Raw genomic sequence first — 20,972 nt, forward strand, 5'->3', positions numbered from 1 at the left:
AAAGGAGTTTTGTTGGTATGGAACTATCTTTATTGATTCAGATGGTAATGGCTGCTTGTGGTGCTATCGTACTTTACATATTTCTTGGTTTTATCCCTGGAACAGATGAAACCTCCATATTAATGCCCATCGCTCTAGCTTTGATTTTAGGAGGCATTCACCCAATTGTCGCCTTAACTTTTTTTGTCGCTTCTTTTGTTACGTTAGGTTTAATGAATCTTATGCCCGTCTTAATCGTTGGATTACCTGGTGGTGTGATGTCAACGCCTCTGATCGAATACGCCCTCTTACTGAAAGAACAAGGGAGAACAACAACTGCCATCAAAAAAGCCGCAGTTGGCAGTTTGATCGGTGTTTTAATCGCATTGCCTACCAGTTTAGCCATTGCTCACGTCATCGCTCCCTATGCCAATGGTTTAAAAGAATACGCCTCATGGTTATTTATTGGTGGCGCCATCTTCTTGTCACTCATTGGCAAATCAAAAATCATTTCATTGATTAGTATCATTCCTATGGCCCTGCTTTTCCAAGGGTTGCGGACAATCTATTGGAGCATGGGAGTGGTACCAGAAACGAAAAATATTACCACCTCTTTTTTTCTAGGCATTACGATAGCGCCACTCCTCCTTTCTCTGGTGTCGCTGTTCAATCAAAACGAACGAGATAAGTTGATTCAAAAAGAAGAAAAAATTACTTTGTTACCGCTCATCCGCAAAGAAAGCCTTAATCCGTTTAACATATTATCAAAAAAGGAAGCTGTTGGAAGCATTGTCTCAACATTTCTTGCTTGTTTTTTGTTTGTGTTAAGTCCCGTTGGTCTGACGATTCTTTTTGGTGAAATGGCAGCCAAACGAGAAACAACGGCTGTCAAGAAAGCCGAAGCAGCTGTCGTCACGATGAGCGCCTTAGTACAAGGAACCTATATGTCTGGTCTGGTCATCTGCCTAGTCGCTTTAGGAATTCCTTTAGCACCATCAGCAATTGGACCAGGAGCAGCTTTTTTTGAGGCGCCCCCTATTTTTGAAATAGGTAACACGATTACTTCACAATTTCCCCAAAAACAATTAGTTTTAGCTTTTGTTATTGGGACGGCGTTGGCAATTGGGGTGGTTTACTTAGTTGCCATGCGTTTCGCTTCTAAAATCACCTCTTTTGTCTTAAGAAAAATCCCACATGAAGGGATTCTAGGACTGTTTATTGCCTTAGTGGTTTTATTGGGATATATGGACGCAGGTCTCATCAATGTGTTTGGAATCTTACTTATCGGATTTACCTGTGGTACCTTAAATCGGTTGGGAGTCAACTATGGAATTCAGTTTATGACTCTCTACGCTGCACCTGCAATTATTGAAATATTTAGTAACTTAGTATAAACTGTACTTTCTGACTTTTATTTACAACAACTCTTTACATCATTACTTTTAGAAGTTTCTTACAGATAGAAAGGTTGAATGCTTATGTCAACACAAGGAATCGGTTATGCCAACGGTAAAATCATCTTAATGGGAGAACACTCTGTCGTGTATGGTGAACCATCTGTTGCTATTCCCTTCCCAGCAACACAGATCAAGACAACCGTCCAAGCTGCTGAGGGAGAAACCACAATAGAATGCCTTTTTTATAAAGGACTACTAAACGATATGCCTGAATTATTGGAAAGCTTAAAAGCTGTCATTCAAGTTTCCTTAGACCGACTGGGGCAAAACGAAAGCCTATCGATCAACATCGATAGCACGATCCCAGCAGAACGTGGAATGGGTTCGAGTGCAGCCGTTGCAGTGGCAACAACACGAGGGATTTACGATTTCTACAAACAAGCTCTGTCACATGAGGAACTATTAGAAATAGTCGATATTTCAGAAAAAATTGCTCATGGTAACCCTAGTGGATTAGATGCGTTAATGACTAGCAGTTCTACGCCTTACTACTATATAAAAGGACAGCCGGTAACGCCAATTGAGTTACGTCTAGCTGCTGTTTTAGTCGTCGCTGATACTGGCAAAACGGGCCAAACAAAAGAAGCTGTCGCAAGCATTGGCGAAAAAATCCGTGGTAAAAATAAAGCGTTGTACCAGCGAAAAATTACTGAGCTAGGTCGTTTAGCTAAAGACAGTAAAGATTACTTAAGCCACAACCAACCAGAACAGTTGGGGCTAGCCATGAATCAAGCCCAGAACTTATTATCTGAGCTTGGTGTTTCCAGCTTGGAACTTGATGCTTTAGTGGTTTCCGCCCTTAGTCATAATGCATTGGGTGCAAAATTAACAGGTGGCGGCCGCGGCGGATGTATGATAGCATTAGCAAGGAATTTAAATGAAGCCCAAGAAATTGCCACGGCTCTTGAAGAAGCTGGCGCAAAAGCAACTTGGTTATACGAAATGAGTGGAGACTAAATGAAACAACAAAGTAAAGCAAGAGCCCATACAAACATTGCCCTGATCAAATATTGGGGAAAACGAGATAACAAGCTTTTTTTGCCCATGAACAGCAGCTTGTCTTTAACACTAGATGCTTTTTATTCAGAAACAAGCGTCGAATTATCTGACTCATTTGAAGCTGACTCTTTTATTCTGAATGATCAACCACAAAATTCTCAAGAAACAGCCAAAATAAGTCACTTTCTTGATTTATTTCGCCAAACAGCCGGGATCAAAACAGCGGCAAAAGTAGTGAGCCAAAATTTTGTGCCGACTGCTGCCGGATTAGCCTCATCAGCCTCAGCTTTCGCGGCACTTGGCGCTGCCATGAATCATGCCACTGGCTTAAATTTGGATTTAGCTGAGCTTTCTACTTACGTTCGGCGCGGCAGTGGCAGTGCTACTCGCAGTGTTTACGGCGGTTTTGTCGAATGGCAGATGGGAACAACCTCAGCTGACAGTCTAGCTGTCGAAATTGACGATGCCAGTTGGGATATCGGCATGATTACTGTTGCAGTAAATACTAATAAGAAGACCCTTTCCAGTCGAGATGGTATGAAGCTGACCGTTGAAACATCAGCTTTTTACCCTGCTTGGTTAGAAAGCGCCGCGAAAGATCTCGTTTCCATTAAAGAAGCTATCCACAAACAAGACTTTCAACAACTAGGAGAAATCACTGAGTCAAATGGCATGAAAATGCACGGTACCATGCTCGGTGCTACGCCTCCTTTCTCATATTGGGAAGCTTTAACTGTTGAAGTTTTAACTAAAATTCGTGAAATACGTAGACAAGGATGGCAGTGTTACTTTACAATGGATGCTGGACCTAATGTTAAGATCCTCTGTCGCTACTCAGATGCAGAGGCCATCCAAAAATTGTTGACCACCGCTTTTCCAGACAATCCAGTAATTATTTCGAAAGTCGGAAGCGGCGTCAAACTGATCTAAACAGTTTGACATTAAGAGAGGAAGAAATACATGATAGAAGCTAGTGCACCTGGAAAACTTTATATAGCAGGTGAATATGCTGTACTAGAACCAGGACATCCTGCGATTTTAGTCGCCTTAGATCAATACATAACCGTTAGATTGAGAGAAGCCAAATTTCAAGGAAGCATTCGCTCCAGCTATTCCAATGGGTTTATGATTCCTTGGACACGCAAAAATGGTCAGTTATATATTGACGAACGGGAAAATCCTTTTACATATGTCATTCAAGCTGTGACGATGACAGAGAAATATTTAGCTGAAATTGGCAAAAAACTGACCTTCTTTGATTTAGAAATTGAAAGTGACCTTGACAATAAAGATGGTCGTAAATACGGACTAGGTTCCAGCGGTGCTGTGACCGTTGCAACAATTAAAGCTTTATTGACCTTTCACAAAGTCAATTATGATGCAACTTTAGTCTACAAATTAGCGGCATTGACTCATCTATCAATCAATAGTAACGGTTCTTTTGGTGACCTAGCGGCCAGCTCATTTGGAGGTTGGATAGCTTATTCTTGTTTTGATCGCACATGGGTTCAGGCTAGAGAAAAAGAACACTCATTGTTGGCTCTGCTTAACATGAATTGGCCAAAAATGATGATAGAACCATTAACGCCTCCCGAAAACTTAAACTTATTGATCGGTTGGACTGGTAAACCAGCTTCAACCACTCATCTCGTTGATTTATTAAACGAGGAAATCAGCGAAATTGATCATTATTATTCAGTGTTCTTAAATAACAGCTTAAACTGTGTATCGACCATTATCAACGCCTTCAAACATAATGACTTTAATACGATTCAAGCGGGAATTCGTCAAAATCGTCAGTTATTACAGCACCTTGGCGCTAATAGTGGCGTTCATATTGAAACTGCTACCCTCTTTGATTTATGCGAAATTGCAGAAGACTTTGGTGGTGCAGCGAAATCGTCTGGTGCAGGTGGTGGCGATTGTGGTATTGTGTTAATTGATAAAACAATCAACCCAAACCCATTAATTAGAGAATGGGAAAAAGCGGACATTAGCCAGTTACCTGTTAATGTTCATTATGAAGACGCCTATTTATTAGCATAGAATTGGAGGTTTACTTATGTCAATTCATCAAAATCGTAAAGATGAACACGTTGAACTAGCAGAAAAACTTTACGGAAGCCATCCCTTAACGGATTTCGAAGCCATGACATTTGTCCATCACTCCTTCCCCAATATGAATGTGTCAGATGTAGATTTGCGGACACATTTTGCTACTTTTGATTTAGAACTGCCTTTTTACATTAACGGAATGACTGGGGGCAGTGATAAAACAGCCACTATTAACCGTTATTTGGCTCTAGTGGCAAAAGAAACAGGCTTAGCTATGGCATCAGGTTCAGTCAGCGCCGCAATTAAGCACCCCGAAGTGGCGGAAAGTTTTGCTGTTATTCGTCGAACCAATCCTAAAGGAGTAATTTTTGCTAACTTAGGGGCTGAACATTCTGTAGAGAATGGGAAACGCGCTGTCGATCTACTACAAGCTGATGCCCTTCAACTACATGTCAATGCCCCTCAAGAATTGGTGATGCCCGACGGTGAAGGCGAACGCTCCTTTACTAATTGGCTCAGCCAAATTCAAAAAATGGTTGAACAAGTAGGCGTTCCCGTGATTGTCAAAGAAGTCGGTTTCGGCATGAGTCGTGAAACCATCCAACAACTGATGCGTATTGGTGTAAAAACAATTGATGTAAGCGGCCGTGGCGGAACTAATTTCGTTGCAATCGAAAACTCTCGGCGAACGAAACAGGAATTCTCTTTCGCTGAAAACTGGGGTCAATCAACAGCTGTTTCACTTATTGAGTCAGCCCCTTTCCAAAATCAAGTGGAAATACTTGCCTCTGGTGGGATTAAAACCCCTATTGATATGGTCAAAGCTTTATCACTTGGAGCCCGCGCTTGTGGCTTGTCAGGTCATTTCTTACATCTTGTTCAAACCCTTGGTGTTGAGAAAACCATCGCAGAAGTCGAACAATGGCGCCAGACTTTACAAACGTTGATGACTCTCTTAGGCGCAAAAAAGATTGCTGATTTACAAAAAAACGATATCATTTTAAGAGAACCCATTAAAGGTTGGTGCGAAGCACGTCGCATTGACTGGCAATCTTATGCTAATCGCTCGTAAATAAACTAACCTGACAAGAAAAACCTTGTCAGGTTAGTTTATTTATATTTAATCCTCTAGTAAGTATTGAACTCTATTTAAGAATGTCCGAGTTTCCTCCTGACTGTCCCGCAACTTAATTGCTAAGTCTGGATGATTCGTAATGATCCCATCCACATCCAAACGTAAGTATTTACGTAGTAAGTCTTCCTTATTAACCGTCCAAACAAAGACCTCTTTATTCATTGCTGCCGCTTGCGTTAAAAGACTTTCCGTGACAGAAAATTCCTCTAAAACATAAAAATCGTGCATCGTTTCTGGCAAACTGCCTAAATTTAAAGGGATGACATAAGCTGTTTGAATAGCAGGTTCAATTTCCTTAATTTCATTCAAAATCTTAATGTCCAGTGATTGAACATAAAAATCTGTTATCACATTCTTTTCTTTTAACAAATTAACTAAATTTTGAGCCATTTCATTCGATTCATGTCCATGGGGTTTCACTTCGATTAACAGCTTAATTCGTTCCTTTTTAGCAACATCAATATAGTCACTTAGGCTAGGAATCCGATCTTGAAACCCACTTTGCTTAACTGTCAACTGTTCCAACTCCGCTAAGTTCAAATTGCGAACTTCTTCGTTAACACCTGCTAATCGCTTCAAATTATAATCATGCATCACTACAAATTTTCCGTCTCTCGTTTCCTGGATATCCATTTCAACCACATCCGCATGAACCTCAGCAGCAGCCTTAAGAGAACCGATCGTGTTTTCAACCCCTTTTTCTGTAAATCCACGATGGGCTACAATCTCTGTCTGAGGGGCATAGACCACGCTGATAGCTGACCAAATATTAAAACCGATAAACACAACAAGCCCAATAATTAAAACATTTCGCCATTTTGGATAGGTCTGAGCCCATAATTTGGGTTGAAATTTAAATTTAGGAATGTCTTTCAGAAAGGGTTGACCTTCCCTAGTAGTCCCGACAATTCCATTAGCGACTAAGGGTTGGATCACTCCACCAAAAAGAAATAGAAAAATTTCAACAACAGTTATGGTTATGCCCGCAACCACTGGGGCAATTAAAGGCAAATAAGCATCAGCAAAAACTAGCGGTAGGAATAATACAAACGTAATGCCTCCCAAAAGCAAGCCATAACCACCTACCAACAGTCCCAAAATAACTAGATTGCTAATAGAGCGCCCTTTTGAAAAATACCAGCTCTTGCGAATAGCTTGCCAAATGGTCGCCTCTTTGTCGGTGACAAAAAAATATACCACATATAACAAGTGTAAAGCTATATAAGATAGAACGATAATCACGCCTATATACATAATTAAGCCTGACGTGGTCATGGACAATTCATCCACAATAAAATCCGGAATTTTAATCATCGAAGTCAACTCGGCATTGAGTCCGATAGACACGATTGGCATTATTAAAATGAAATACCCCACAAGTAAGAGAGAATTAAGACTTAAGAAAAATCTGACTTTCCGATTCAACCCCTTAGCAATATCCCAAAAAGCAATCGACTGGCCCGTTGCTTGATTATGAGCCAACAGAATATAAAACCCTAGCTCATAGAAAATAAAAAATACGAACAAAAGCAAGAGAGCTAAACCGATCAGTAAAGCTAAGGGATGGCTAAAGATAGCAGAAAAATTTTCATTCGTAACGCCAGCAATTTTAGCACGACTAAGCATTTTATAAAACAAAAAAGATAACAACGGTAGGACAATGGCAACCCGAATAAACTGCAAGATCAACAGGCTTTTAAAATAATCGGGCCAAGTTTCTAAAACCCTTTGAAAACTATATTGCACATTCTTTAATATTGTCATTGATCCTCACCATTTCCATTATTATTCAGATTACTATCATTTAATTATACTCTATAACACAAGGAAACGAAATCAATCACACTCTATTCCATGACTAGTTTTTGGTTTTTAAAAAGCCAATTTTGAGTGCCCACACGTTCTACAAAATAACGATCATGAGAGGTTAACAAAATAGTACCTGGGTAACCGTTAATAAAGTTTTCCAATGCCAAACGCGATGCCAGATCAATAAAATTAGTTGGCTCATCCAACAATAACACATTGCTTTCTTTGAGAAATAGTTCTCCTAATATCAAACGAGTCCTTTCGCCACCACTTAGATCGCAGACTCGCTTAGTCAAGTCATTTTGCGAAAATCCTAGTTGATGAACGACCGATCTCACAATAGCCTCAGGATAATCAGTTCCCTTCGCCAAATAACTTCCTAACGTTTCTTGGGTCACCACTTGATACGCATGTTGATCAAAGTTCCCAAACATCACCTTAGGCGAGACAACAATCCCTTGACCTTTCGACATAATATGAGCCAATAAACTTGACTTTCCGCAACCGTTAGGGCCATTTAGAACAATCACTTCTCCTAAAGAAAATTGAAAATCAGCGTTATCTAACAACAATCTTTTCCCCTTTTTAAGCGTGACCCCCTCTCCCATAATTGGATAATTATTGTGCAACGTTAGTTCTGCCGATTGTTTAAAGATAATCTTTTTTTCTACTTGGCTACTGGGCCCAACTGCTAGTTGACTTAAACGCTTTTCCATTGCCTTAGCTGATTTTTGAATTCCTTTTACAACACTATCTTTTTGTTTAGTTCCACCTAAACGACTGGGTTTAATCTGTCGTTTCTTTTGTTTCTCAGTGACCGCAGCCAATTTATCAGCTTTCGCTTTTTTGTCCGCAATAGCTAGTTCCAACCGTCTTTTTTCTTTTAGATTGTTCTTTTGTTCAGTCAAATTTGCCTGCTCTTCGGCTTCTTTTTGGAGTTGATACGCTGTATAATTTCCCTGATACTCAGTTACTCGACCGTTGGCCAACTCCCAAATTTTTGTGACGGTTTTATCAAGAAAATAACGATCATGGCTGACCACTACTAACGTACCATAATAATAGACTAACTCGTCTACCAAAAATGTGATGCCCTCCTGATCTAAATGCGTGGTTGGTTCATCTAGCAACAGCCCTTCATGGTAATCAGAAAATAGTTGGGCGAGTTTCATTCGAGTCTGCTCTCCGCCACTAAAGCTAGATGACGCTTGCTTAGGCACCTTGAATTTACTTAGCCATTCATAATCAGCTAATCTCTCTTCGGGTAACGTCACTTGCTCAAATAAAGCAAACTCAGTCTTAATCACTACCGTTCCTTTATCTGGTTGGAGAATTCTCCTTAAGACATTTAACAACGTTGTTTTCCCTTGACCATTGTTACCGACGATCCCAATTTTATCCCCCTGATAAATTGATAATTGTTGAAGCTCTAATACCTGTTGGCCACCTAATGTTAGTGCCACATCTTTTAAATCTACTGATAATAGTTGCATGCTTATTCCTCTTTTCTATGAGGCCATGCCATTTAACAAAAGAGGTTACCATCGTGATTTTCCAAGCTAAAATTTCTCCTTGAGACGCAAAAATAGAGATAGCAAGGCTACCTCTTAAAAGACAAATTATGATAAATTGCGAACGACCTGCAACTTAAGTGTAATGTAAATAAACCTTAGACATTACTGTAAAAAGTTTCACCCACATAGTCAACATACTATGTCACCGTATTCCTTAAGAAAAAATACAGGTTTAGATTAGAAAAATGGCTAGACTCCTCGTTTTGTCAAATAAAACAAGACCTTTGAATGTATTCAGTTACTTATTCAAAGGGTTAAGTCTTAATCTCATCGATGCCATTGTTTACTAATCCTCCTTCTTTAATAGTCATTTAGATAACCTGACTACATTTAATAACATAAGTTTACCAAGTCTTTTAGCCAAAAGCAAGGCTCAATGCATCGGCAAACAAATTTCAACGACGATCCAATTGTCTTTACTGGTCAACTGAATGCCTCCCTGATGTGCTAGAACGATTTCCTTCGCAATGGATAGACCTAATCCAGATCCCCCGGTTTGACTAGAACGGGAGTGATCCATTCGATAGAACTTATCAAAGACAGCAACTTGCATCTCTTGAGGAATATCTGGTCCTTGGTTTTTAAAACGGATGATCCCATCAGACCCAGTTTGAGCAATCGTCAATTCTATAGGCGTTTGTTCAAAACTATAAGCTAAAGCATTTTTCATCAAATTGGTAAAAACTCGCCCCAGTTTATCAGGATCTGCCAGTACCGTCAAACTAGTTAATCCAGTAATCACAATCTCTTGACCACGAGTTTGGCCATTGATATAAAATTCATCGGCCACTTGCTCTGCTAACATTCTCACGTCAATTGGTTGCTTACTCAACGTAATCTCCTGCAAATTAAATCGGGTGATGTCAAAAAATTCATTGACTAATCCTTCTAATCGATATGATTTATCTAGCGTTAGATCAATATATCTTGCTTGTTGCTCCTGAGATAAAGTTCCCGATGTCTCTTGCAAAAGATTTAAATAGCCGACAATCGATGTTAAGGGCGTTCGAATATCATGAGCGAGATACATTACCAAATCATTTTTGCGCTGCTCGGCTTCTTTGGCACCCCGCTCCCGCTTTTTTATAATTTGATTGACTTGATTCATTTTGGATTCAATACTCTTCATTTCTAACGATAATTCAATCGAATCCTCGGTTTCTTCAATCAACTTGTCCATACCATTGGCAATTTCATCAAAATAACTGGTCACAAAATCAGTGTACACCCGGAAAATAATGAACAAGGCGACAATTGCGACAATCATCATGATAATCAATAAGTTATTTCGAACTAAATTTTGGTGAACATAAAAAGCCGTTTCTTGGGTAAAACCAAAATTATTAACCAGACTGTTGACGATCCAATCACCGGCGACACCACGAGCCATGGATTGCAACACAAATAAAATAATCCCAGTGCCGACAATAATTAAGGAAATTCTTCTTAAAATTTTTCGTTTAAATAAACTATAATCATTTTTTTTAGTCAAGTTTATACCCCACTCCCCAGACTGTCTTGATGTACTTCTGATTGCCATTTGGCCCTTCAATTTTTGAACGAAGATGTCGGATATGAACCATGACAGTATTGTTTGAACTCTCAAAATATTTTTCTCCCCAAACAAGGTGAAATAGCTCCTCTGATCTAAGCACCTTGCCAACATGTTCCAACAACACCCACAAAATCTTAAATTCTGTCGGCGTCAATTCAACAGGTTTTTGATTGACCGTCACTTCATAAGTTGTTTTATTAACAACTAAACTCTTGTGGTAAATCACTTGATCTGCAAGCTGATCGACTTCTTTACTTTGTCCCTCATTGTACATGGTGTACCGGCGTAATTGAGCTTTAACCCTTGCCACTAATTCCAAAGGTTGGAAGGGTTTCGTCACATAATCATCTGCGCCTAAAGTTAAACCTGTGATCTTATCTAACTCCTGATCTTTGGCCGTTAGCATAATAATCGGAAAATGAGCCTGTTCGCGAATTTTTTGACTAATAACAAACCCGTCAATATCAGGCAACATGATATCCAAAATAGCCAAATCAACTTGATGTTGGCTTAAAAAATCCAAGGTAGCTTGCCCGGAATAAAATTTTACTACCTCATAGCCCTCATTTTTCAAATAAAGCTCGACCAGATCGGCGATTGCTTGTTCATCATCTACGACTAATATCCTCTTCATAGTAAGCTCCTTTTCTCGACTAAGTAAGTACTTGAATAAAAGACCATTCCCCGAATCATTGCTGTCTAACACCTAGGCTTTTCCCATATACCTGCAGCTAAAAAGAACTACACGCAACACTCTGGATAATGAAATGGGCTCCCAATAACTTTAGCTGTTTACCTATTTCACCTGAGAACACTCCCTCCTTCTATCTTACCTGATCCCCCTCAGTAAAAACACTATTGAAGCAGAATTTTGACAAGGAATTGATAATTTTAAACGTTTCATGATAAAATATGCTAAAATAGCAATAACGTGTTTAAACGTTAAGAGGATATCAGAAAGGTAGATGATATAATGACAACTTGTTTAAGATGTCAAGTGAAGGTCAGCGCGGATCACAACCAATGCCCTCTTTGTCATGCTGTTATCAATGAAAACACCGTGCCGTCGCTGACAAGTTACCCACACTACCCAGAAACAACAAATAATAAAAAATTGCGAGTCAAAATTTGGCTCTTTATAACCATCATCATCATTAGCTTATCTTTTGCAATCAATGCCTTTACTTGGGAGATTAAGCCTATTACTTGGGCCCCTATCGTTTCAATGGCCAGTTTCTATATCTGGTTTGTCGGAAAAGATTTGTATCAAAAGTTCAATATTAACTTAATTGGCAAAACGTTGTGGAAAAATTATTTTTTTCTCTCATTAGTGTTAGTCATCATCGATTTAAGTACAGATTTTGGTCGTTGGTCATTAAATTATGCCATTCCCTTTTTAGGCATCTTAACTGGACTAATTATGACCCTTTGGTCTGTCAGGAACAAATCCATGTGGCGAGATGACATCGGGTATATCTTACTAATCGTTAGTATCAACATCATTCCTTTGTTGCTCTTTTTCGTAAAAGGCGGAAATGTCCTATGGCCAAGTATCATCTCTCTGATATATGGCGGGCTGACTATTCTGGGGTTGTTTATCTTTTCTGGCAAACGGCTACTATACGAACTGCAAAAGAGATTTCATTTTTAATCCGGAACCATAAACCGACGCATCATTGCGTTCCAGCAACTGTCACATCCGATACACACACCGATAACAGCTTTTATCGATTAAGTAGGAGGTCACCATGTACAAATGGTATCGTTTAGATAATGCAGCAAAAGTATTCCCTTCTGTAACTGGCAATAAAAATTCTTCAGTTTTTAGATTTGCAGCCATCCTCTTCGAAGAGGTCAACCCCATTGCATTGCAACAAGCCGTTGATATTGTGATGCCTCGTTATCCGATGTTTTCTGTTCGTTTACGAAAAGGCATCTTTTGGAACTACCTAGATGCCAACAAACATAGTTTAGTCATTCAACAGGAAACTAACCCTCCTTGTGGTCAAATCGACTCTGCGAGAGATGGGGGCTATATGTTACGCGTGTTATACAGCGGTCACCGCTTATCCTTAGAAATGTTTCATGCCCTGACAGACGGCAGTGGTGCGATTGAATTTTTTAAAAGTCTATTGTTTTATTATTTTAAATGTTCAGGCCACGACTTCCCCCATGAAGGTAAAGTTAAATTAGGTGAAGAAGCTTCCCCTCAAGAAGAAGTTGAGGATAGTTTCAGCAAGCACTACACCCCCATTTATTCAGAAAGCACGCGCAACCCCCGTTCGTTTCACATTCGCGGGGTTTCTTATAACGATGGGGATAACAGTTTAATCCACGGCGTCGTTAACAGCCAAGCGATCAATCAAGTGGCCAAAAAATACGGGGGCTCAATCACCTCTTACCTGGCTTCTTTATTAATTTATTCAATCTATCAAACTCGTAGTCATCAACGAGATGCCACAAAACCCATCGTCATTGCTGTGCCAGTTAACCTACGCAACTCATTCCATTCAAACACATTAAGAAATTTCTTTAATGTTATTAATGTTGGTGCGTATATGGATGGTGAAATGACCATGGAAAAATTAGTTCCCTTAATTCAAGAAATGCTGATACAAAAAACCAATAAAACCTATCTTCAATCTTCGATTAACAATAATGTCAACTTCGAGCGAAACGTGGCGTCAAAGTTCGTGCCACTTTTTGTAAAAAATTATTTTGTTCGACTAGGCTTTGATCACTTAAGTGAAAGTAAAAAAACAATTACCTTGACCAATTTGGGCCGTGTAGACCTGCCTAGTGGCATGTATCAGTATATTAAACATATGGAAATTGCTGCCTACCCCACTCAGAAAAGTCCAATTGCTTGTGGCCTCATCTCCTGTAATGACCGTCTGACGATAACGTTTATCAAGAATATTGTCGAAACAGATATATTGCAGTACTTCTATTCACATTTAGCAACTATCGAAGGATTAGATGTTGAAGTCTATAGTAATCAATTAGCACACACTTACGAAACATAACGAGTGAGCATCAGATTAGCTAGCTAATCTGATGTTTTTTTTACAACCTTCCATAAACTGTCAAAGCATCTTCAATGTGCCGTGCCTCAGTCAATGGTGTGCCACTAGCTCCTGCTGTAACTAACAAATAACGATGCCCATTAATCGTTGCCAGACTTGCTAAACACTGACCCGCTTCTTCCGTATAGCCTGTTTTTCCACCATTTATCTCACCTGAGATAGCAGGCGTTGCGGGTAAATGACTGAATAATGTACTGGCAAGATAGAGACCTTCAGGGTGATATCCGCCACTATAGAAACGCTCCTTTGACGTAAACACTTCATAAAAAGTCTCATTCTTTAGAGCAAGCTTCAACAAATGCGCCATATCATTAACAGTACTGTAGTGATTGCGCTGATGAAGTCCCGTTGCATTTTTAAACTTTGTCTTCGTCATTCCCAGTTTTTCGGCTTCTAGATTCATCAATTTAACAAATTTTTTCTCACTCCCTGCTACTTCAATCGCTAATGCCTGTGTTGCCTCAGCCCCCGAGGACAATAATGTGCCATAAAGTAATTCTCGAACTGGCACATCCTCATCGCGCAAAAAACCAGCCATAGAAGCCCCTTCTGAAACACTTTGATCAACAATTTCACCTGGAACTCGAATAAGTTGATCTAAATCTGTTAATCGCTGGATTACGACATAAGCTGACATGATTTTTGTCATTGATGCTGGATAAATCCTTTCATTGGCTTTTTTACTTCCAATCACCTCGTCGGTATCTAAGTTAAGTAGGACAGCGTTTTTACTGTCAATATCAGCTAATAGACTCGCATCCAGTTTATTATCCTGCTTTTCGGCAAATATAAACCCGAATGGATGACGCCCTTGATTAGCTAACTCGTCACCATTCATACCTTTTAAAACTATCAGACTCATTACAACAACCATTAACACTAGACACATTAGTGTTGCTTTGATTCGGGATTTCTTTCTTCGTCTCATCGTAAAGCCTCCTCACTTCTCAAGTTCAAACACGTTAATTCCTTTGTTATCATAATTAAACCATGCCAATCCTGATTGTTTCTATAAATCCACTTAGCAATTTCTTAACTTTTTCTTAACTGGCATTACCACTGGATCGCTGGCAAGCAAAAACGTCGCCTAACAGTTTAGCTAACTGCTAGGCGACGTTTAATTTATCTTTTGGCTAATTCTTCGACAATTTTAGTTGCAGCAAATCTAACGTTCTTAGGTAAGGTTCCCAGGTTAATTCGAATAAACCCTTCATACCCTTCACCAAACCATTCACCATAATCCACTGCGATACCACAGTTAACTTGCATAAAGTCAATCACTTCGTCTGGCTTTAAATAAGCTCGCAAATCTACCCAAGCCAAATAGGTACCTTCTTTTTCGGTCAAAACGATCTCAGGAGCTTTTTCGGCAAATATTTCTTTCAAACTATTAAAGTTATGCTCAATAACATCGTTTATCCCCTCTAACCATTGGCTACCTTCACGATAAGCCGCCTCTGTTGCCACCATTCCAAAGAGGCTGTTGACGGATTTCACCGTGGTATTGGCGTAGGCATCGTAACGTTTTCTTAACTCTGAGTCAGCGATCACAATATGGGAATTTAAGAGACTAGCTAGATTAAATGTTTTAGATGGTGCATTTAAGACGATCAAATGGCTGCGATATTTTTCATCCAACGCCAATGCCGCCACATGAGGATGATCCTGACGGGTCAAGTCCTGATGAATTTCATCAGAAACAATCATAACATCATGCTTTAAACAAATGTCAAACAACCGATTCTGCTCCTCAGCTGTCCAGACACGACCAACCGGATTATGGGGAGAACAATGAATAAATAACTTTACATTATTTTCGACAATTTTAGCTTCAAAATCCGCATAATCAATGCTAAAATAGCCTTTTTCATTAATTAATCCCGACGTCACGAGCAGACGATTAGTGTCATTAATTGAATGATAAAATGGATAATAAACTGGCGCGAGAACAATAACCCCCTCTTGCTCTGCAGTAAACGCATTAACCATCCAAAAGAATGAGCTGACAACTCCTGGTGAAAAGCGAATCCATTCTCTTTCTAAATTTACCTGATATCGCTCAGCTTGCCAGTTAAAAAAAGCTTCATAATAAGAATCAGGGACGATTGAATAACCAAAGGCGCCATGCTCCACCCGTTTGATCATCGCCTGTTGCATAGCCTCTGGTCCTTTGAATTCCATATCGGCAACCCACATAGGTAATAATTCATTTGTGCCAAAATTTTCAGTCATCCCGTCCCACTTAACGGAGTCAGTGTCTTTCCGTTCAACTCCATATTTTTCAACAAACTCATCAATTTTACTCATCTTTTTCCTCCTCTAGCTTAGGAAGTGGTCTCGATTGCTGCCAAATATCAACAGACCAAAATAGAGACCTCCTCTCACTTAGATACTGACTCTATACTATCATATTAGAGCCGACTTGTGACAATTGACCCCTTAACTTAAGTCCGCCAACTGACATTCATATAAATTAAAATCAGCAATAATTGGTCCCGCTTCTAAATCAGGAATTTCTTTAACTAATGTAAAGCCACTTCGATTATATAGCTGATTCAAAACTGGTTGCGTTTTAATACAATCCAAACGAAGTGCTCGCCCACCTGTCACACTAAGTTCAGATTGTAGTTGACGTAGCAATTGCTCCGCTATTCCTTTTCCTGTATAGCCATCTGCCAATGACAAACGATGCAAATAAAAAACACCGGCTTGTTCTTCCTCTTGCCAAATACCATAATCCCAATCATTAGGTCGTTCATAGAGATAAAAAACGGCAACTATTTTTGTCTTACCTGCTTGTTCTTCTTCATAAATATAGGCTTCTTCCTGAAGGAGACGAGCAGCCACGATTGGACCTTCTTCACCTTTAAGAATATGTCCCCATTGACTAGATCCCGTCTCTTTGATTCGAGTTGCCGCCTCTATTAAGATAGCTTCAAATTGTTTTTTCTCACTGCTTAAGCCTTTGCGAATTTTCATTACTAAGTCTCCTAACCACTCACTCTCTTAAATGAGTATTTTTTAATCTTATAACCTATTATAGAACAATCTACACGTAATTACTTGACATTTTCATGAAAATTACGGAGAATAGTTATTGTTAGGTAGCTAACAATTCTTCCCGCCTTTTAAAGATCCAAGACTGCTTTCAGCAACCTTCTGGTTCAATTAGCAAATAAGGGTCACCTTCACAAAGAAAGGAGTATCACTGTCATGACTCAAATCAAAATTGGCAAAGCGATTAAGGCTCTGTCAAATGAAATTACTCGCTATGTCAGCTCTCATATCAATTCAGATAACAAGGAACAATACACGATGATTCAATTTTTGTTTATGGATTATATCGGCCGTTATTCCAGCACTACCTCAGTCTTTCAGAAGGACTTAGAAAGTGAGTTTAATATTAGACGCTCAACAGCAACTGGTATTTTGCAAGTTTTGGAGAAAAATAACCTGATTGATCGTCAAACCAGTAAACAAGATGCTCGCTTAAAAAAAATCATTTTAACGGCTGAAGGTCAAGTCGTTTTTAAAGATCGCAGAAGAGAGCTCGATGCTATTGATCAGCACTTAATCAAAGGTGTTAGTTCACAAGATTTAAAGACATTTTACAGTGTGGTGGACCAAATTTACCTAAACATCGGGTGTGGGGAAGAAAAAACAACTAATAAAGGAGTGTTAATTAGTGATTAAAACCCTAGCTAAAAATATTGGGGAGTATAAAAAAGACGCTTTACTAACGCCTTTTTTTGTCACTCTTGAAGTTATTTTAGACATCATTATTCCCGTCCTTATGGCAATGATTATTGACCAAGGAATTTCCGCAAAGAACCAAAGCAGCATCGTCTCCATCGGCATAGCATTGATTGTTTGTGCCCTTTTCGCCTTACTTTTTGGGATGCTATCAGGTCGTTACGGCGCTATCGCCTCGGCAGGTTTTGCTAAAAATTTACGAAAGAAAATGTTTGGAAATATCCAAGAATTCTCATTTTCTAATATTGACCGCTTCTCTACTTCAAGTTTAGTGACCCGTCTGACAACTGATGTCAGCAATGTCCAAAATTCATTTCAAATGATTATTCGTATTTTAGTAAGAAGCCCGCTAATGTTTATATTTTCCTTGTTTATGGCCTTTCAATTAAATCGTGAATTAGCGATGATTTTTCTATATGCCATCCCCTTTCTTGCAATTGGTTTAGGTTTAATCGTCAAATTTGCTCACCCAACCTTTGAAAAAGTATTTAAAATTTATGACCGCTTAAACCAAGTCGTTCAAGAAAATCTCCAAGGGATACGTGTGGTCAAATCATACGTACGTGAGGAACATGAAGTCACCAAGTTTAAAACTGTGTCACAATTAATCTACAAAACCTTTTCAAAAGCTGAACGAATTGTGGCCTTTAACGGACCGCTGATGCAATTCACCATGTATACTTGTATGCTATTGATCTCATGGATTGGCGCTCAACTGATAGTTGGTAGTACAATGACAACTGGAGAATTGATGAGTATGTTTATGTATGTGATGCAAATTCTTAATTCACTGAACATGATGTCAATGGTTTTTGTTATGTTGATCATCTCACGTCCTTCTGCAGAACGGATTGTCGCAGTTATCAACGAAGAAAGTGATTTGACCAACCCTAGCAAACCCATGACAGAAATTCGTGACGGTTCCGTTGAGTTTAAAGATGTGAACTTTAGCTATTCTGACAATGAGGATAAATTGGTTCTAACGAAAAGCAGTTTCCGAATTGAATCAGGACAAACTGTCGGTGTAATCGGTGGGACTGGTAGTGGTAAAACAACCCTAGTTCAGCTGATTCCTAGACTATACGATGTGACGAGTGGCAGCGTCCAAGTTGGCGGCTTAGATGTCCGTAACTATGATATTGCCGCTTTACGAGATGCTGTTGCCATGGTTTTACAAAATAATGTTCTTTTCTCTGGTACTATTAAGGAAAACCTTCGTTGGGGTAATCCAGAGGCAACTGATCAAGAACTTTATGAAGCTTGCCGATTGGCTCAAGCAGATGAGTTTATCACTAAACTGCCCAATGGTTACGACACATACATTGAACAGGGGGGGACAAACGTTTCAGGTGGTCAAAAACAACGATTGACAATTGCTAGAGCTCTCCTGAAACACCCTAAAATACTTATTTTAGACGATTCAACCAGTGCTGTTGACACCAAAACAGACGCCTTAATTCAACAAGCTTTCTTGGAGACTATTCCAAATACAACCAAATTTATTATTGCCCAACGAGTTTCTTCGATTGAAAAGGCCGATCAAATCATTGTTATGGAAAATGGTGAAATCAACGGCATCGGTACTCATGAAGAGCTATTGTCTAGCAACAAGATCTATCAAGAAGTCAATCAATCTCAAGTGAAAGGATTTGGTGAAGCCAATGAGTAAAGTTCAAATAAAAGGAACCAACCGTCAAGCCAATCCCTTTAAAACATTGAAACGGCTTTTAACCTATTTAGTCAAAGGCTACCCCATTCAATTGGGAATTGTCATTGTCTGTATCATCATCAGCGCTTTTGCTTCAGTTAAAGGTTCACTCTTTTTACAAGTGGTCATTGATGACCATGTCACCCCTATGTTAGCCAATGGCAACAAAGACTTTTCTGGATTGCTAACCGCTGTAATTACCATGGCTATCATCTATGGGATTGGGGTTATTGCGACGATCGTTTTTAATCAATTAATGGTCAATGTCTCTCAAGGCGTCCAAAAAACTATTAGAGATGATTTGTTTACCCATATGGAAACACTGCCTATCGGTTATTTCGATACTCATCCTCATGGAGATGTCATGAGTCACTACACCAATGATATTGATACATTGAGGCAAATGCTCTCTCAAAGCGCCCCTCAACTGCTACAAGCGATCGTCACATTTATCAGTGTCTTTGTGGCCATGTTCTCCGTCAGCGTCCCACTGACATTATTCGTGATGATATCTGTTGGCATCATGGTATTAACTATTCGTAAAATCAGCAGTTTAAGCGGTAAATACTTTGGTCGCCAACAAAAATCCTTAGGAAAACTAAACGGCTTTATCGAAGAAATGATGCATGGCCAAAAGGTCATTAAAATCTTTAATCACGAAGCTGAAACGATTGTACAATTTGATCAATTAAACGAAGAACTAGCCGAAAGTGCAACTGAAGCCAATAAATACGCTAATATCTTAATGCCAGTGATGATGAATCTATTAAATATTCAGTATGTTCTCATTGCGATTGTTGGTGGCTTACTTAGTGTCAACGGCATTGCCACTTTAACAATTGGCGCCATCGCCTCTTTCTTACAGTTAAGTCGCTCGCTCAACATGCCTGTCAGTCAAATTTCACAACAAATTAATTTTGTGATCATGGCGCTGGCTGGAGCTGAACGGATTTTCATCTTAATGGACGAACAACCTGAAGTCGATGAAGGTTACGTTACCTTGGTAAATGTTCGCTACGAGAATGGTCAGCCTGTTGAATGTCCAGAAAAAACTGGGCACTGGGCTTGGAAACACCCTCACGAAGATGGAACCACAACCTATACACCACTGACTGGTGACGTGCGTTTTGAAAATGTTGACTTTGGTTACAATTCCGAAAAAGTTGTGTTACATGATATCTCACTATTTGCTAAACCAGGTGAAAAATTAGCCTTTGTCGGAGCTACTGGTGCTGGCAAAACGACCATCACTAATTTGATCAATCGTTTTTACGACATTACCGATGGAAAAATTCGTTATGATGGGATTAATATTCAAAAAATCAAGAAAGAGTCTCTGAGACGCTCTCTAGGGATCGTGTTACAAGATACCCATCTCTTTACCGGAACAATTAGTGAAAACATCCGTTACGGACAATTAGACGCCACTGAGGAGGATATCAAAGCAGCCGCTAAGCTAGCTAACGCAGACTATTTTATCTCTCGCTTGCCTCAGGGCTATGACACAATTATTACCGGCGACGGCGAAGGGTTGTCACAAGGACAACGGCAACTTCTGGCAATTGCTAGAGCTGCCATTGCCAATCCACCAGTGATGATTTTAGATGAAGCTACTTCGAGTATCGACACGCGGACGGAACGAATTGTCCAAAACGGGATGGATGCTTTAATGAAAGGTCGAACGGTCTTTGTCATTGCCCACCGCTTATCTACCATTCAAAACTCCGATGCGATTATGGTGCTCGATCAAGGCGAAATCATCGAACGTGGCGACCACGAAGATTTGATGGCTAATAAAGGCGTTTATTACCAATTAGCGACTGGTGGTTTAGAGTTGGAGTAATAGTTAAAAGTCAGGAGAC

At 39.5% G+C, this 20,972-nt stretch carries 17 protein-coding genes; 10 read left to right on the plus strand and 7 right to left on the minus strand.

Annotated features, from left to right (window positions below; translation table 11 throughout):
* Positions 1–17: 17 nt before the first annotated feature.
* The 5 genes from I6N95_RS12215 to fni all read left to right on the plus strand — a co-directional run bounded on the left by I6N95_RS12215 (position 18) and on the right by fni (position 5,562).
* Positions 18–1,373, plus strand: a complete 1,356-nt coding sequence (locus tag I6N95_RS12215) for a tripartite tricarboxylate transporter permease (protein WP_209528256.1) — start codon at positions 18–20, stop codon at positions 1,371–1,373.
* Between the two features lie 84 nt (positions 1,374–1,457).
* Positions 1,458–2,393 (plus strand): mevalonate kinase, encoded by a 936-nt coding sequence (mvk, locus tag I6N95_RS12220; protein WP_209528258.1) that lies wholly within the window; start codon positions 1,458–1,460, stop codon positions 2,391–2,393.
* Positions 2,394–3,365, plus strand: a complete 972-nt coding sequence (gene mvaD / locus I6N95_RS12225; protein WP_209528261.1) for a diphosphomevalonate decarboxylase — start codon at positions 2,394–2,396, stop codon at positions 3,363–3,365. It begins immediately after the preceding gene.
* 30 nt (positions 3,366–3,395) lie between these two features.
* Positions 3,396–4,481: a phosphomevalonate kinase gene (locus I6N95_RS12230; protein WP_209528264.1), complete on the plus strand. Its 1,086-nt coding sequence runs from the start codon at positions 3,396–3,398 to the stop codon at positions 4,479–4,481.
* Between the two features lie 16 nt (positions 4,482–4,497).
* Positions 4,498–5,562: a type 2 isopentenyl-diphosphate Delta-isomerase gene (gene fni, locus I6N95_RS12235; RefSeq protein WP_209528267.1), complete on the plus strand. Its 1,065-nt coding sequence runs from the start codon at positions 4,498–4,500 to the stop codon at positions 5,560–5,562.
* Positions 5,563–5,610: 48 nt separating this feature from the next.
* Here the strand turns inward: fni and I6N95_RS12240 are convergent, their stop codons facing one another.
* The 4 genes from I6N95_RS12240 to vanR all read right to left on the minus strand — a co-directional run bounded on the left by I6N95_RS12240 (position 5,611) and on the right by vanR (position 11,197).
* The gene (locus tag I6N95_RS12240) at positions 5,611–7,389 is read right to left on the minus strand and encodes a glycerophosphoryl diester phosphodiesterase membrane domain-containing protein (protein ID WP_209528270.1); all 1,779 of its coding nucleotides are present in this window, start codon (positions 7,387–7,389) and stop codon (positions 5,611–5,613) included.
* A gap of 83 nt (positions 7,390–7,472) precedes the next feature.
* Positions 7,473–8,927: a ribosomal protection-like ABC-F family protein gene (gene abc-f / locus I6N95_RS12245; RefSeq protein ID WP_209528274.1), complete on the minus strand. Its 1,455-nt coding sequence runs from the start codon at positions 8,925–8,927 to the stop codon at positions 7,473–7,475.
* A 454-nt stretch (positions 8,928–9,381) separates the two neighbouring features.
* A complete protein-coding gene (locus I6N95_RS12250; protein WP_209528277.1) occupies positions 9,382–10,500 on the minus strand; it encodes a sensor histidine kinase in 1,119 nt (372 codons plus the stop codon).
* The gene (vanR, locus tag I6N95_RS12255) at positions 10,493–11,197 is read right to left on the minus strand and encodes a VanR-ABDEGLN family response regulator transcription factor (RefSeq protein ID WP_209528280.1); all 705 of its coding nucleotides are present in this window, start codon (positions 11,195–11,197) and stop codon (positions 10,493–10,495) included. Before vanR ends, I6N95_RS12250 begins: the two co-directional genes overlap by 8 nt.
* A gap of 339 nt (positions 11,198–11,536) precedes the next feature.
* Here vanR and I6N95_RS12260 point away from each other — a divergent pair, with 339 nt between their 5' ends.
* Both I6N95_RS12260 and I6N95_RS12265 read left to right on the plus strand, forming a co-directional pair.
* Positions 11,537–12,214 (plus strand): DUF6320 domain-containing protein, encoded by a 678-nt coding sequence (locus I6N95_RS12260; protein ID WP_209528284.1) that lies wholly within the window; start codon positions 11,537–11,539, stop codon positions 12,212–12,214.
* A gap of 97 nt (positions 12,215–12,311) precedes the next feature.
* Positions 12,312–13,589 carry a hypothetical protein gene (locus I6N95_RS12265; protein ID WP_209528287.1) on the plus strand — a complete coding sequence of 426 codons (1,278 nt, stop codon included), beginning with the start codon at positions 12,312–12,314 and terminating at the stop codon, positions 13,587–13,589.
* Positions 13,590–13,629: 40 nt separating this feature from the next.
* Here I6N95_RS12265 and I6N95_RS12270 read toward each other — a convergent pair whose 3' ends face one another.
* From I6N95_RS12270 to I6N95_RS12280, 3 genes are all read right to left on the minus strand, one after another.
* Positions 13,630–14,577, minus strand: coding sequence for a D-alanyl-D-alanine carboxypeptidase family protein (locus I6N95_RS12270; protein ID WP_209528290.1), 948 nt, complete (start codon positions 14,575–14,577; stop codon positions 13,630–13,632).
* Between the two features lie 194 nt (positions 14,578–14,771).
* The gene (locus tag I6N95_RS12275; protein WP_209528293.1) at positions 14,772–15,956 is read right to left on the minus strand and encodes a MalY/PatB family protein; all 1,185 of its coding nucleotides are present in this window, start codon (positions 15,954–15,956) and stop codon (positions 14,772–14,774) included.
* Between the two features lie 132 nt (positions 15,957–16,088).
* Positions 16,089–16,628 (minus strand): GNAT family N-acetyltransferase, encoded by a 540-nt coding sequence (locus I6N95_RS12280; RefSeq protein ID WP_209528296.1) that lies wholly within the window; start codon positions 16,626–16,628, stop codon positions 16,089–16,091.
* 234 nt (positions 16,629–16,862) lie between these two features.
* Between I6N95_RS12280 and I6N95_RS12285 the strand changes: the two genes are divergently transcribed.
* From I6N95_RS12285 to I6N95_RS12295, 3 genes are read left to right on the plus strand one after another with little or no spacing between them, the layout of a single operon-like run.
* Positions 16,863–17,342, plus strand: coding sequence for a MarR family winged helix-turn-helix transcriptional regulator (locus I6N95_RS12285; RefSeq protein WP_245249459.1), 480 nt, complete (start codon positions 16,863–16,865; stop codon positions 17,340–17,342).
* Positions 17,335–19,071, plus strand: a complete 1,737-nt coding sequence (locus I6N95_RS12290; protein ID WP_209528299.1) for an ABC transporter ATP-binding protein — start codon at positions 17,335–17,337, stop codon at positions 19,069–19,071. The genes I6N95_RS12285 and I6N95_RS12290 overlap by 8 nt, the downstream gene beginning before the upstream one ends.
* Positions 19,064–20,953, plus strand: a complete 1,890-nt coding sequence (locus I6N95_RS12295) for an ABC transporter ATP-binding protein (RefSeq protein WP_209528301.1) — start codon at positions 19,064–19,066, stop codon at positions 20,951–20,953. The genes I6N95_RS12290 and I6N95_RS12295 overlap by 8 nt, the downstream gene beginning before the upstream one ends.
* The last annotated feature ends 19 nt before the right edge of the window (positions 20,954–20,972 follow it).

It is taken from the genome of Vagococcus allomyrinae (assembly GCF_017829975.1).
GTDB classification, from domain to species: Bacteria; Bacillota; Bacilli; order Lactobacillales; family Vagococcaceae; genus Vagococcus_D; species Vagococcus_D allomyrinae.

Excerpts from the sequence above, each read along its gene's own strand:
- I6N95_RS12270 (WP_209528290.1), bottom strand. The coding sequence starts at position 14,577 with ATGAGACGAAGAAAGAAATCCCGAATCAAAGCAACACTAATGTGTCTA.
- I6N95_RS12275 (WP_209528293.1), bottom strand. The coding sequence starts at position 15,956 with ATGAGTAAAATTGATGAGTTTGTTGAAAAATATGGAGTTGAACGGAAA.
- I6N95_RS12240 (WP_209528270.1), bottom strand. The coding sequence starts at position 7,389 with ATGACAATATTAAAGAATGTGCAATATAGTTTTCAAAGGGTTTTAGAA.
- I6N95_RS12215 (WP_209528256.1), top strand. The coding sequence starts at position 18 with ATGGAACTATCTTTATTGATTCAGATGGTAATGGCTGCTTGTGGTGCT.
- I6N95_RS12265 (WP_209528287.1), top strand. The coding sequence starts at position 12,312 with ATGTACAAATGGTATCGTTTAGATAATGCAGCAAAAGTATTCCCTTCT.
- I6N95_RS12285 (WP_245249459.1), top strand. The coding sequence starts at position 16,863 with ATGACTCAAATCAAAATTGGCAAAGCGATTAAGGCTCTGTCAAATGAA.
- abc-f (WP_209528274.1), bottom strand. The coding sequence starts at position 8,927 with ATGCAACTATTATCAGTAGATTTAAAAGATGTGGCACTAACATTAGGT.
- I6N95_RS12230 (WP_209528264.1), top strand. The coding sequence starts at position 3,396 with ATGATAGAAGCTAGTGCACCTGGAAAACTTTATATAGCAGGTGAATAT.
- I6N95_RS12280 (WP_209528296.1), bottom strand. The coding sequence starts at position 16,628 with ATGAAAATTCGCAAAGGCTTAAGCAGTGAGAAAAAACAATTTGAAGCT.
- mvaD (WP_209528261.1), top strand. The coding sequence starts at position 2,394 with ATGAAACAACAAAGTAAAGCAAGAGCCCATACAAACATTGCCCTGATC.
- mvk (WP_209528258.1), top strand. The coding sequence starts at position 1,458 with ATGTCAACACAAGGAATCGGTTATGCCAACGGTAAAATCATCTTAATG.
- fni (WP_209528267.1), top strand. The coding sequence starts at position 4,498 with ATGTCAATTCATCAAAATCGTAAAGATGAACACGTTGAACTAGCAGAA.
- vanR (WP_209528280.1), bottom strand. The coding sequence starts at position 11,197 with ATGAAGAGGATATTAGTCGTAGATGATGAACAAGCAATCGCCGATCTG.
- I6N95_RS12260 (WP_209528284.1), top strand. The coding sequence starts at position 11,537 with ATGACAACTTGTTTAAGATGTCAAGTGAAGGTCAGCGCGGATCACAAC.
- I6N95_RS12295 (WP_209528301.1), top strand. The coding sequence starts at position 19,064 with ATGAGTAAAGTTCAAATAAAAGGAACCAACCGTCAAGCCAATCCCTTT.